We start from the raw sequence: 12,376 nt of genomic DNA on the forward strand, positions 1-12,376 counted from the left end.
TGCTTCATGTGTGTCTGAACCTTAGACCCTTATCTTATAATGCAGCTTTTTACGGCCGCTTTTTTTAATTGAATTTGCGCCTTGGCAATTTATCCATATTATCTAACATGATTCCCGTTCCAATCGCTACGCAATCCATTGGATGCTCTGCAACGAGTACAGGGACTTTAAGTTCTTCTGCTAAAAGCAGGTCGATGCCATGAAGCAATGCTCCACCACCTGTTAATATCACGCCACGGTCAATAATATCAGCAGAAAGTTCTGGTGGTGTCCGTTCAAGCACGGCTTTGGCAGCTTGTACGATAACGGAGACTTGTTCACGCAGCGCCTCCTCGATTTCTTCCGAGTTAACGGAGATGGTCCTAGGTAAGCCTGAAACCATATCACGTCCGCGTATATCAATTTCTTCATTGCGTGAACCTGGGAATACCGTCGCAACCTGCATTTTGATATTTTCAGCTGTACGTTCACCGATTAGGAGCTTATACTTACGTTTAACGTAGTGTAAGATTTCATTATCGAATTTATCACCGGCCATTTTGATCGAAGAAGACGTAACGATATCTCCCATTGAAAGAACCGCGATATCCGTTGTACCACCGCCAATATCCACGACCATGTTACCGCTTGGTTGGAAAATATCCATGCCAGCACCGATTGCAGCCACTTTAGGTTCTTCTTCAAGGAATACTTTTTTCCCGCCACTTTTTTCAGCAGCCTCTTTGATTGCCTTTTGTTCAACACTCGTGATGTTTGTTGGACAGCAAATCAAAATCCGTGGCTTAGAAAGAAAGCCTTTCACATTTAACTTATTTATAAAATGCTTAAGCATCATTTCCGTTACATCGAAGTCAGCAATGACACCGTCTTTTAGAGGGCGAATTGCAACAATGTTTCCTGGTGTCCGGCCTACCATTTTACGAGCCTCATCACCAACAGCAAGAACACGGTTCGTATTCTTATCAATGGCTACTACCGAAGGCTCATTTAACACTATTCCTTTACCTTTGACATGTATTAGAACATTGGCTGTTCCAAGATCTATCCCAATATCTCTAGCAAACATTTCTTAAATCCTCCTTGAATATCCTCACATAAAACCTAATTCTGTCCTAATTGTTTATTTTACCATATCACCTTGTCAAGAAGAAGTATGAAATACAAATAAAAACGAAACCTGCCCCGGATTATCCTATTTAACATAGATATATAAAGGATTTCCATATTAACAAAATTAATCCATAAAAAAATTCCGGGTTGGAGGTTCCTGACTTAGGTGTAGAAAAGGACATGTTTATATGCCATCCTTTGTCTTTACCCTAATCCCTTGGAATCATTTCCAATTTCCGGAATGGATTTGTGGTTTACTTAGCGATTTCTTCTTCTTTTTCTGACCGTTTATATTTGAGCTTGGTCGCTTCTCCACCCCGAAGGTGACGAATGGATTTATGGTAATCCAATATATCCTTCACTTCGTTAGCCAATTCAGGATTAATTTCCGGAAGCCTCTCCGTTAAATCTTTATGGACTGTACTTTTAGAGACACCGAATTCTTTTGCAATGACGCGGACCGTTTTTCTAGTTTCCACGATATACTTGCCTATCTTGATAGTTCTTTCTTTGATGTAATCGTGCACACCACTCGACCTCCCCAAATTGGATGTGAGAAGTGTGAAATGAGATTCGTATTTTTCGAATCGAATACCCCTGTCTTATAAACAATGAAAGATAGAATGATCAACTATTAGATTATTTGTAATAAACGACCCCTCACCTCAAACACTCTCTTTGCATGGTTTATAACATCTTATTAGCTTGGTTAAGAATATATGCCTAATGGACAGGGTGTTTCGTTTTATTTATCAACATTCTGCCGTTCCTTTTCCAGTAACTGCATTATTTCCCGAGAAATATGTCAGATACTCAGACTTTTTCTCATATATTCCACTATCTCCCCGAAATTAAAAAAGGGAGCCGTTCAAATTGAACGGCCCCCTTTTTACCAAATTTTCAGTTGTTGTACTTCTTAACGCTCATGGTTTATGTTTTGATTGTATTTGAATTTTTTATTGTGATTAATTTGCTTCCTTTAATGAATCTTCCAAAGAATCGCTTTTCTCGGTAGAATCTTCAGCTGGGGTGGAGTTATCATCTTCAGTGCCACTTTCTAGCTCAGTGCCTGCATCAGATTCGCCCGTTGCTGGTGATTCCTCTGTCCCTTTTTCAGAACCCTCGGAAGCAGGTGCTTCTTCTTTGCCTGCTGAATCATCCTTGTTACCTTCTGTTTCTTCAGTTGCTGTTTGTATAGCGGATGCTTGCTTTTCAATAAAATCAACTGGATTCAACGCGATGTCGTCTTTTCTGATTTCGAAGTGAACGTGAACGCCTGCCTCTTCATTGATTTGGCTTTTGCCTGAAGTTGCGATAGCTTGTCCTTGTTTCACTTTGTCCCCAACGGCAACCTTGATATCCTTAACAGATTGATAACGAGTAACGACGCCATCTTCATGCTCAACTTCAATCAAATTGCCAAGTAGAGCGTCTTCCTGTACTTTCGATACATTACCGCTCAATGATGCTTTCACATCGAAAGATTTTCCATCTTCCATTGCAATGTCGATCCCTTTATTCTGCTCATATCTATTGTTGTAGAAGACCAACGCATCTTCTTGTGCCTTCTCATCTGCATTCACGTCATAGAATTGTTTTTTGATGACCGTTTTATCGGCATTGGCTACAGGCATCTTAACGGTTTCCAGATCACTATTCACTTCGACTGAAGGCTGATCATAGTTTTTTCCTGTTTCAGCTGAATCCTTTTTCTCGTCCTTAGCTGAATCATCAAAACTATTTTGTAATAAAAAGGCCGCGGCTAAGATTAAGGCTGCACTTGCGATATAGATTGCTGATAATGCCCAACGCTTTTTGAGTATTCGTTGGATTTTGGAAGTTGGTCTTTTTTCTTCCTCTCTCATATTAATCACCTCAGCAACCATTCTGAACATTTTGCCAAGATTATATACATCCGAGTGAAAAAAATTTTAGATTTATTTTATGAAAAAGAATCCGATTTTATTCGTAGAATGGTAAAATGTTTGGTATCTTGCTATTGAAGGATGTTTAATTGATGAAAAAGACCATTAAAATCTTAGTAACGATTCTACCTTTTCTTTACATGATTGCTATTTGGATAATGTCGAGTAAACCTGACGACATCATCCTTGACCTCCCGTCCTCAACAGTGGATCGATTCATTAAAGAGGCGCTCCATTTAGTCGAATTTGCGATTTTGTACATATTATTCGTTTCTGCACTTGCTGTTAATCATAAGCTGAAGCCTGGATTTAGTTTGGTAGCCGCATTCGTTGCCGGTCTATACGGTATCGTTGATGAATATCACCAGTCATTCATCCCATACCGCTCTGCATCCTTGATTGATGTGGCGAAGGACATCATTGGCGTGCTCGCTGTCTATTTTCATGTGCAGTATCACTACTTCAAGCATAAACGAGGCTTTCTGACCCTACTAGAAAAATTCGGCGCAAAAAAATGAGAGCTGGGAAAACCCCTACTCTCATTTTTTTGCTGTCATGGTATTGATCCACTTACTTGAGGACTGTACTTTGACGCCTTTGTAATAATACTTCACGATGTCTTCATAGTTTTTCCCTTCCCGAGCCATCCCATTGGCACCATACTGACTCATTCCCACTCCATGACCATATCCTTTTGTCGTAATGACGATTTGATTCCCTTGACGCTCCCAATCAAAGTCGGAGGAATTCAACCCGAGTTTTTCCCGGATTTGCATCCCCGTCAATTTCTTCCCTCCAATTTCAACTAGAGCCACTCGATTTCCGGTTGTCCTTTGAACGACTGTACCGATTGTCGTCCCCGATGATAAACTCACTCCTAACTTCCTCTCGAAATCTCCCGCATCGACCACCATCTTATTATAGAATTTCGGCGATTCTTTATCCCATGGGCTAGACACGCTTTTCAAGTAGGGAAACTCTGCTTGCCAATATTCCTCGGAGTTCTCCGTATACCCATTGCTTGTCGAAAAGAAAGTGGCGGTGATCGGTTTTCCATCATAGGTCAATATCTTGCCTTCCGTTGCCTTAATGGCTTTATCTATCTTTTTCATTTTCCATTTATAATCAGAGCCCCACTGCTTCTTCAGCTCGTTATCATTCTTATACACTTGATGCATTACCGTATCCCCTACATCAGCTCCTTTTGGCAACCCCCGGCGATTATTGCTCATCAACTGATTCACGATGTAGGTCCTTGCCGTCAATGCTTGCGCCTTCAACGCTTCTTCCTCAAAGTCCGCAGGCATCTCTGCTGCCACAACACCAGATAGATATGTTTCAAGTGGAAGCTTTTGAATCTTTTGGGTAGCCGTCCGGTACACGGCCACATCAATGGAACTCATTTTATTTGCAGCCACTTCTTTTCCTTCTTCCTTCTCTTTTTTCTCTAATTGTTCAGCTAACTCCCCACTTGTTACATCATTGGAAAACGGAAGCACAAGCACTGCTGGAATCATGATAATGACGAATGCTACAGCTATGGATAGTACAATCACAGGTTTCATTGCTTTCAAATTCCTGGGCCTCCCTACACTTGTTCTCTGCTTTTTTACAAACTAAATCCAGCAGGTTTCTCTACATGATAAATGTATGTCGAAGGACAAGCTTTTATGAATAGAAAAGTGTCAGGTGCCCAGGTTAGCTTTCCTTATCCCAGCACACAACAAAAAACCCATTCGGGCTTCAATGAATGAAGCCCGAATGGGTTTTAATAAGTAATCTTAAGCGTTCAAATCCGCTATTTTCGTTTCTGCTGGAACCTCTTCATTAATACGTTCCACATCAGCACCCAATGATGCTAATTTACCATGGAAATTCACGTATCCTCTGTCAAGATGCTTTAATTCTGTAACACGGGTAACGCCCTCTGCAACCAATCCAGTCAGGATAAGCGCAGCAGCAGCACGCAAGTCAGTGGCAGAAACTTCTGCACCTTGAAGGTTGGTTGGCCCGTTAACAATAACAGAACGACCTTCTATTTTAACATTGGCATTCATGCGACGGAATTCTTCAACATGCATGAAACGGTTCTCGAAGACGGTCTCCGTGATCATACTTGTTCCTTCAGCACGCAATAATAATGCCATCATCTGTGATTGCATATCAGTCGGGAAACCAGGATGGGGCATTGTTTTAATATCAATGGCCTTCAAGGTTTTAGGACCGATTACACGCAATCCATCTTGTTCTTCGATGATCGTAACACCCATCTCTTCCATTTTGGCAATGAGGGACGTAAGATGTTCAGGAACAGCACCTTGAACAAGAACATTGCCACCAGTAAGTGCAGCAGCAGTCATAAATGTTCCAGCCTCGATGCGGTCAGGTATAATTGAATGTTCAGCACCATATAATTTATGGACACCTTCGATTTTCAATGTACCCGTACCAGCGCCCTTAACTTTGGCACCCATTTTATTAAGGAAGTTAGCTAGATCCACGATTTCAGGCTCTTTCGCCACGTTTTCCAGAATAGTCGTACCTTCAGCAAGTGTCGCTGCCATCATGATATTTTCAGTGGCACCTACGCTTGGGAAATCAAGATACACTCTTGCTCCCTTAAGTCTGCCATCTACCTCAGCGTCAATGAAACCATTGCCGACCTTCACTTTTGCTCCCATCGCTTCAAAGCCTTTTAAATGCTGATCGATAGGACGGGAACCGATGGCACAACCACCCGGTAAAGCAACGCGGGCCCGGCCATTCCTTGCTAATAATGATCCCATTACTAAAACGGAAGCTCTCATTTTACGTACATATTCAAATGGTGCTTCGTCTAATAACTCTCTTGATGCATCTACAGTTACTTGATTATCTTGAAAGGCAACATCTGTGTTTAAGTTGCGCAATACTTCGTTGATTGTATATACATCGGAGAGCGTAGGAACGTCTTTAATGATACTTTTCCCATCACTTGCTAATAATGTTGCAGCGATAACTGGCAAAACGGCGTTTTTAGCACCTTCTACTTTAACTGTCCCGCTAAGCCTGTTGCCGCCGCGGACGATGATTTTTTCCAAAAGTATTCCCCTCCGCGTCCATTTTCTCTATATTAATATTCAAACGTTATGATTGGTGTGCCAATTACAAAGTTCGTCCGGTCACCCAATCCTTCTGTCCGTAGCCCAAACTGCAAATTTAATTTTTCTTTAGTCAAAGGTTGTTTAAACAAAGTTGAATGTGCAGATATAGATGTAAAGTTTGTTTCATGCACACTCTCAATTTCCCTCGCTTGGAACTTATCTAACAGGCTTTCGGTTTTAGAGTTTAAAATCGAATCCATATTATCATTGATAGACCCCGTAATACAAGAAAAAATTGAAGGAGTTCCCTTAAATATGTCATTCACTCTATTTTGGTACGTACTGGTAAAGTAAGCAGGGTAGCCTTCCTTCCATTCTTGTCCCTTGACTTCGTAAATGACATAGGTAACTTTATCAGATTCATCCTCGGTTGTCATCAATTTAATAGACTCCGTCAGACCCGAATCGGCATGGTAAAGTAACGCCTCAGCCTTCTGTGCGGAAGCGCCGTCTTCCCGGTTCCAATCAAATTGAGGATATTTTCGTTTTAATGCGATCACTTCTCTTTCAAACTCTTGTTTAGTTGTGATCTCTTTATTTTTCTCGCGCGCGTACACAGACCAATCTCCTATGTTTACCGCTTTATCTTGTTGCAGTAGCTCCACCAATTTCACTATATCGGCTTTGCCTTTTGCCACAATTGTACTATTCCCAATTAAAAACACCGTCAAACCAAGAATTACTATGTATAATAACATTTTTTTACTCTCTGCAAACATGTTAAATCCCTCCCCTTTAAAGCATTATTTCCAAAAAAGGAGAGTTCATACTTTTCATTTCCTGACATTTGATGATGCTTTCTGCTAATGCTATAAAAATCAGTAGAATAATGGCGAATACAAGAAGAATCATATTTTGCTATACATGAAATCTTATAGCTTATTTATCATCGCTAAACATATATGGAAGTTGGTTAGCAAGTCCTAGGTAGTCAAGGAAGAAATCACTCACAACAGAACCAATGGCCACCGTCAATAAAATATAAAGTACCCTAGCCTTAATGACCGAATTGGATCTTAATATCTTATCAAAATGTAAAGCCTGCAGAGCCCACCATGTAACTGCGATGAAGAACAAGTGGGAAACGATACCCAGCAAGGCCTGCTGTCCCATTGTTGAAAACATGTACATACCTCCTAAAAGACACCCGTCTTTCATTCTATCACAAATCCCCTTTAAATTTGGAATTTAAAAGGAAAAATCGTGAAAAATCTTTCAGAATTGAAAGACAGAGACTGTATCCATTGGAACCAGCCTCTGATAAAGGCATTATATCACTCACTTGAAATAAAGTCTTTAAAATCCCCAAAATGGTTATGCAGGAAATCAAAGGCAAGATTAGGAGCTAATCCAAATAGGATCGTGCCGCCTATACAAACCATTATAACGATGGACAAACCCGAACGCACCTTTATTAACTTACCGGAATGGTCCGGCCGGAAAAAGACTTGGACCAATAATCCAAAGTAATAGACATAGGACACGATTGTTGCCGCAATCATGATCCCTGCAAGGACATAATGTCCCGGTTCCGTAATGAAGGCGCCGAGAAAGATATTCAGTTTGCCAATAAAGCCTGCCGTTCCCGGGATGCCTGCCAACGAGAGGATAAACACGGTAAAGGCTATGGCCAGATATGGTGACTTCTTCCCTAGCCCTGCAAGGATACTGATGTCCTCTGAACCGCTTCGGATTGAGAGCACTTGAATAATTGCAAAAGCACCAATGTTCATCAGTGTATAAGCAAGTAAGTAAAACCAGACTGTATCCATCAAGAAGTACCCGCCGCCCAATGTGGTTACGGCTACAAGAAGGTATCCTGCATGGGCGATACTCGAATAAGCGAATAACCGTTTTAAATTTTGCTGTCTTAATGCAATCACATTCCCTACGATCATCGTCACCGCTGACACTAAAGCGATATATCCACTGTTTTTCTCGAAAAAGTCGAATGCCCCGAGAGTATCCCCAGGTGCAGTCAGGAATAAGGAGAGAAAAATACGCAGAAGGATTACAAATCCAGCTGTTTTCGAGATGACGCTTAAAAAGGCAGTGACGGGCGTAGGTGCCCCTTCGTAAACATCCGGAGCCCACATGTGAAAGGGGGTAGCGGCAATTTTAAAAGATAAACCGATGAAAACCATGAAGAAAGCGAGCCCCGTAATGTAGAGCAGTTGACCATCTGTCATGCCTGCCATCGTTCGGCTCATTTCCCCCAGATTCACCGACCCCGTCACACCATACAAATAACTCATGCCAAACAGAGTGATGGCTGTAGAGATTCCTCCATTAATTACGTATTTCATGGCCGCTTCATTTGACTTCGTATTTTGTTTACGTATGCCCGATAGTATATAGGAAGAAAGTGATAGCAACTCCAGGCCAACAAATAACGTGATTAAGTCCCCACTTGATGTCATGATCATTGCTCCAAGCAACGCCGCCAGGAACAGATAATAAAATTCCCCGCGATGCTCCTTCAACCCTTCCTTGGGCTCATAGCTCTCTGCAAGCAGGATGATTAACCCCGCTCCTAACAGTAAGATTAGCTTAAACGCTTTTGCAAAAGAATCTAACCGAAAAGTATCGGATAAGATACTTACCGTTTCAAAAGAAAACAAACTTATCAAGGAGAAAAAGGCCAGTATGATACCGGTAAGGGCCAACCAGGCCAGCTTTCTCCGATTAAAATGCTTCGGCCAGAATAAGTCCAATATGGAAAGGGCCATCGCCGTTCCAAGGATGACGAATTCCGGCATCATCGCTCCCCAATGATATGAAAGCATCGTATTCCAATCCATCTTCATCGCCCCCCTACGGCTAGCATGATTGCATCAATCGTTCCTTGAAGAGGCCTGCCGAGTAGATTCGGATATACACCGATCGCTATAATTAAGCCGAGAAGCACTGCCGTCGGTACCATTTCCTTACCCTTAAGATCATATATCTCTTTCTCTATTAAGCTATTATCCTTGCCGAATGTCATCGTCAGGACAGCCCTCAAGACGTAGATAGCTGTTAAGATGAGACCGATGGCGCCAATTGCAGCAAGCACCGGCTGGCTCTTAAATAGGCCAAGGAAGACCATGAATTCACTGATGAATCCGGACATGCCCGGCAAACCAAGAGAAGCCATCCCCCCGGCCAGCAGAAATCCGGAAAAGAGCGGCATCGACTTGGCTAGGCCTCCAAGCCGGTTAAGCACCGTCGTACCTGTCCGTTCATACAACACAGCAACCAAAAAGAATAGGAAAGCGGCAATCAACCCGTGTGATACCACTTGAAAAATAGCCCCCTGCAAACCCGCTTCATTCAAGGCACCAAGCCCCATCATCACGATTCCCATATGTGAAACGGACGAATAGGCTAAAACAAGCTTGAAATCTGTCTGCACTAACGCTAAGAAGGCACCATACAACAAGCTGATGACCCCAAAGAGAACAATGATGGAGGCAAGCGTTTGATATTGTTCTGGAAAGATTCCCATTCCAAACCGGATGATTCCGTAAGCGCCTATCTTCAAGAGAATCCCTGCATGGATCATGACAATCGACGGTGGCGCCTCGGCATGAACCCGCACCATCCAAGTATGGAAGGGAAACACAGGCAGTTTAATGGAAAAAGCAATCAGAAGGGCCAAGCATAGGCCATATTTCATCGAGTCGGAAACCGGTGCGAATAGAGAAACACCACCCATTGTCATCATCTGTGTCAAAGCCGCGATATTCGTTGTACCTGTCCGGGCGAACAATATCAGAATCACCACCAATAAAATGGCCGATCCTATTCCGTTATAGATCAAAAACTGATAAGAAGCTTTTTCTTTCTCAAGATATCCCCACTTGCCAATCAAGAAGAACGTCGGGACCAAGGTCATTTCAAAGAAGATGAAAAACAAGATGAGGTTTTCCGCCGTAAAGACGCCAAGCATCCCAATCTCTAAAAGTAAAAATAATAGGTAATACCCTTTCCACTCCCTCTTTATGTAAAAGGATGCCAGGGCCGCCAAAGAGGAAATGATTGTCGTCAACAATAGAAAGACAAGGGTTAAACCATCCAGACCCAATTCAAAATTCACCGCGAATAAATTTGGGTCATACATCGAAAGATTACCAAATCGAATCCAGTTCACCTTGATGTCAAAAGAAGAGAGTGCTATCCCTGAATAGTACTGTACAAGTAAAAATAACATCAGTATAAGGGGCGGCAGTGTCCCAAAGAAACCAAATTGCTTAATGGTCCTTTCCTCGGTCCTAGGCATGAGGGCCACCATCACCATACCAAGCAGCGGGGAAGCCACCAACAATGTGAGTAAGTATCCGTTCATCTTAAATACCCCCCAGTGAACGCAAAGATGACCATCAGAACCGCAAGTCCCAGAAAGGCTATAACGCCATATTGCTGTACCTGTCCCGTTTGAAGTTTAGCACCCATTTTCCCTAACCCTTCTATGGAATTACTCACTGTGGACACCAATCCTCCGATAATGAACTTTTCCATATAAGATAGAAACAAGCTAAGGCCTCTGGTAAGATAGCCTACGGTAAAGTAGTACATCTCATCTATGAAGTACTTATTATCTAAAACTCTATAAATCATGGAGTCCTCTCCCACCAGCCAACTCCGTGATAGCGCCCTTTTTACGTAGATGAGATAAGCCAGGAATATACCAGCAAGTGAAACGAGAATGGCTAACAACATGACCCAAACCGGTCCCTCATGATGACTGACACCTAACAGCGATTCATTTCCATCGATGAGCCAGTCTCCAAGAAAGGACCCAAACCATGGAGTTTGTATATATCCGCTGAGCACGGCAAGCACCCCAAGGACCATCATTGGAACCAACATGAAAGAAGAAGGATCTTCGACTTGATTGGCAGGACCTCTTGATTCTCCGGCGAAAATCATGAAAAACAAACGGAACATATAAAAGGCCGTCAAAAAGGAGGTAATCAAAGCGAGCGTGAATAGAAAGTAGCTCCCATTCCCCCAGGCCGACATCAAGATTTCATCCTTACTGAAAAATCCTGATAAAAGGGGAAATCCCGATATCGAGAGCGTACCAATTAGGAACAACGGACCCGTTACCTTCAACTTCTTCCAAATTCCACCCATTTTTTCTGCATCCTGTGTATGTAAAGCATGAATAACACTACCTGCTGCCAAGAACAGCAAAGCTTTAAAGAAAGCATGGGTCATTAAATGAAACACCCCTGCGACATACCCCGCCGTGCCCAACGCCAGCATCATGAATCCAAGCTGGCTGATGGTTGAGTAGGCCAGCACTCGCTTCACGTCTTTTTGGACGAGAGCAATGCTAGCGGCGAAGATCGCGGTAAAGCCACCCGTCACGGCTACGACCTGCATAGCTGCCGAACTTGCAAGAAACAGAGGAAACATCGTGGCTACCAAGTAAACGCCTGCCGCCACCATAGTTGCCGCATGGATCAAAGCGGAGACCGGTGTGGGCCCTTCCATCGCGTCAGGAAGCCACGTATGAAGTGGAAACTGTCCGGATTTCCCGACAGCCCCGATGAAAATCAGAATGGCGATTAGCGTCAACCTTCCCATCGAGATTTCCCCCGTTTGAACAGCTGAGAAAATATCCCCATATTCGAAGCTTCCAGTTTCCCAGAATAACAGAATAATTCCAATGAGAAGCCCCACATCGCCAATCCTGGTCATGATAAATGCCTTTTTCGCAGCGAGCTTCGCTTCCTGTTTATGAAAATAAAAACCGATTAATAGGAATGAGCCAACTCCAACAAGCTCCCAGAAGATATATAGCTGCAGTAAATTCGGTGCTATGACAAGCCCAAGCATGGAAAAGGTAAAGAAACCAAGGTAAGCATAGAAAGTGGAACACCGCTCTTCCCCTTTCATGTATTCCACCGAATAAATTTGAACAAGCAGACTCACCAGAGATACGACCACAAGCATCAAGGCATTCAGCTGATTGATTTCAAATCCTGCCGTGAGTTGCGTCCCACTGATAGAAAGCCAATCCATCGCCATCTTATAAGTAGGTCCCTGCAGCCGTTCCACCAAAACGATTACAGATAAAATGAACGATGTGAGTGTGAACAGTATTCCAATATAGGCGCCTTTTTCCCGCCACCGTCTACCGTATAAAAGCAGTAACACGAACGAGACGAGTGGAAGGATCGGTATGACCCAAGCATTCTCCATCATCGT

11 protein-coding genes are annotated in these 12,376 nt (G+C 42.8%); 1 reads left to right on the forward strand and 10 read right to left on the reverse strand.

The window, feature by feature from the left end:
* Positions 1-64: 64 nt before the first annotated feature.
* The 3 genes from mreB to spoIIQ all read right to left on the reverse strand — a co-directional run bounded on the left by mreB (position 65) and on the right by spoIIQ (position 2,975).
* Positions 65-1,066, reverse strand: coding sequence for a rod shape-determining protein (gene mreB, locus ACIQXQ_RS01865; RefSeq protein WP_402870397.1), 1,002 nt, complete (start codon positions 1,064-1,066; stop codon positions 65-67).
* A 298-nt stretch (positions 1,067-1,364) separates the two neighbouring features.
* A complete protein-coding gene (gene spoIIID, locus ACIQXQ_RS01870; protein WP_402870395.1) occupies positions 1,365-1,637 on the reverse strand; it encodes a sporulation transcriptional regulator SpoIIID in 273 nt (90 codons plus the stop codon).
* 438 nt (positions 1,638-2,075) lie between these two features.
* Positions 2,076-2,975, reverse strand: coding sequence for a stage II sporulation protein SpoIIQ (gene spoIIQ / locus ACIQXQ_RS01875; protein ID WP_402954846.1), 900 nt, complete (start codon positions 2,973-2,975; stop codon positions 2,076-2,078).
* Positions 2,976-3,127: 152 nt separating this feature from the next.
* Between spoIIQ and ACIQXQ_RS01880 the strand changes: the two genes are divergently transcribed.
* Complete coding sequence (locus ACIQXQ_RS01880) at positions 3,128-3,553, forward strand: VanZ family protein (protein WP_402954849.1); 426 nt, start codon at positions 3,128-3,130, stop codon at positions 3,551-3,553.
* Between the two features lie 21 nt (positions 3,554-3,574).
* Here the strand turns inward: ACIQXQ_RS01880 and spoIID are convergent, their stop codons facing one another.
* The 7 genes from spoIID to nuoL all read right to left on the reverse strand — a co-directional run bounded on the left by spoIID (position 3,575) and on the right by nuoL (position 12,373).
* Entirely contained in the window at positions 3,575-4,609 is a 1,035-nt protein-coding gene (gene spoIID, locus ACIQXQ_RS01885; RefSeq protein WP_402954852.1) for a stage II sporulation protein D, read from the reverse strand.
* A gap of 207 nt (positions 4,610-4,816) precedes the next feature.
* Positions 4,817-6,115, reverse strand: coding sequence for a UDP-N-acetylglucosamine 1-carboxyvinyltransferase (gene murA / locus ACIQXQ_RS01890; RefSeq protein ID WP_402954855.1), 1,299 nt, complete (start codon positions 6,113-6,115; stop codon positions 4,817-4,819).
* Positions 6,116-6,147: 32 nt separating this feature from the next.
* Positions 6,148-6,897 carry a YwmB family TATA-box binding protein gene (locus tag ACIQXQ_RS01895; protein WP_402954858.1) on the reverse strand — a complete coding sequence of 250 codons (750 nt, stop codon included), beginning with the start codon at positions 6,895-6,897 and terminating at the stop codon, positions 6,148-6,150.
* Between the two features lie 160 nt (positions 6,898-7,057).
* Positions 7,058-7,303 (reverse strand): DUF1146 family protein, encoded by a 246-nt coding sequence (locus ACIQXQ_RS01900; protein ID WP_402870379.1) that lies wholly within the window; start codon positions 7,301-7,303, stop codon positions 7,058-7,060.
* A gap of 149 nt (positions 7,304-7,452) precedes the next feature.
* Entirely contained in the window at positions 7,453-8,979 is a 1,527-nt protein-coding gene (gene nuoN, locus ACIQXQ_RS01905) for an NADH-quinone oxidoreductase subunit NuoN (RefSeq protein ID WP_402954861.1), read from the reverse strand.
* A gap of 2 nt (positions 8,980-8,981) precedes the next feature.
* A complete protein-coding gene (locus ACIQXQ_RS01910) occupies positions 8,982-10,505 on the reverse strand; it encodes an NADH-quinone oxidoreductase subunit M (RefSeq protein ID WP_402954864.1) in 1,524 nt (507 codons plus the stop codon).
* Positions 10,502-12,373: an NADH-quinone oxidoreductase subunit L gene (gene nuoL / locus ACIQXQ_RS01915; protein WP_402954867.1), complete on the reverse strand. Its 1,872-nt coding sequence runs from the start codon at positions 12,371-12,373 to the stop codon at positions 10,502-10,504. The genes ACIQXQ_RS01910 and nuoL overlap by 4 nt, the downstream gene beginning before the upstream one ends.
* Positions 12,374-12,376: the final 3 nt, after the last annotated feature.

Source organism: Peribacillus sp. NPDC097198, from assembly GCF_044762055.1.
GTDB lineage: Bacteria > Bacillota > Bacilli > Bacillales > DSM-1321 > Peribacillus.

What these genes read in the sequence shown, in the direction of transcription:
- spoIIQ (WP_402954846.1), bottom strand. Translation starts at nt 2,975, where the DNA reads ATGAGAGAGGAAGAAAAAAGACCAACTTCCAAAATCCAACGAATACTC.
- ACIQXQ_RS01880 (WP_402954849.1), top strand. Translation starts at nt 3,128, where the DNA reads ATGAAAAAGACCATTAAAATCTTAGTAACGATTCTACCTTTTCTTTAC.
- ACIQXQ_RS01895 (WP_402954858.1), bottom strand. Translation starts at nt 6,897, where the DNA reads ATGTTTGCAGAGAGTAAAAAAATGTTATTATACATAGTAATTCTTGGT.
- nuoL (WP_402954867.1), bottom strand. Translation starts at nt 12,373, where the DNA reads ATGATGGAGAATGCTTGGGTCATACCGATCCTTCCACTCGTCTCGTTC.
- ACIQXQ_RS01900 (WP_402870379.1), bottom strand. Translation starts at nt 7,303, where the DNA reads ATGTTTTCAACAATGGGACAGCAGGCCTTGCTGGGTATCGTTTCCCAC.
- nuoN (WP_402954861.1), bottom strand. Translation starts at nt 8,979, where the DNA reads ATGGATTGGAATACGATGCTTTCATATCATTGGGGAGCGATGATGCCG.
- mreB (WP_402870397.1), bottom strand. Translation starts at nt 1,066, where the DNA reads ATGTTTGCTAGAGATATTGGGATAGATCTTGGAACAGCCAATGTTCTA.
- ACIQXQ_RS01910 (WP_402954864.1), bottom strand. Translation starts at nt 10,505, where the DNA reads ATGAACGGATACTTACTCACATTGTTGGTGGCTTCCCCGCTGCTTGGT.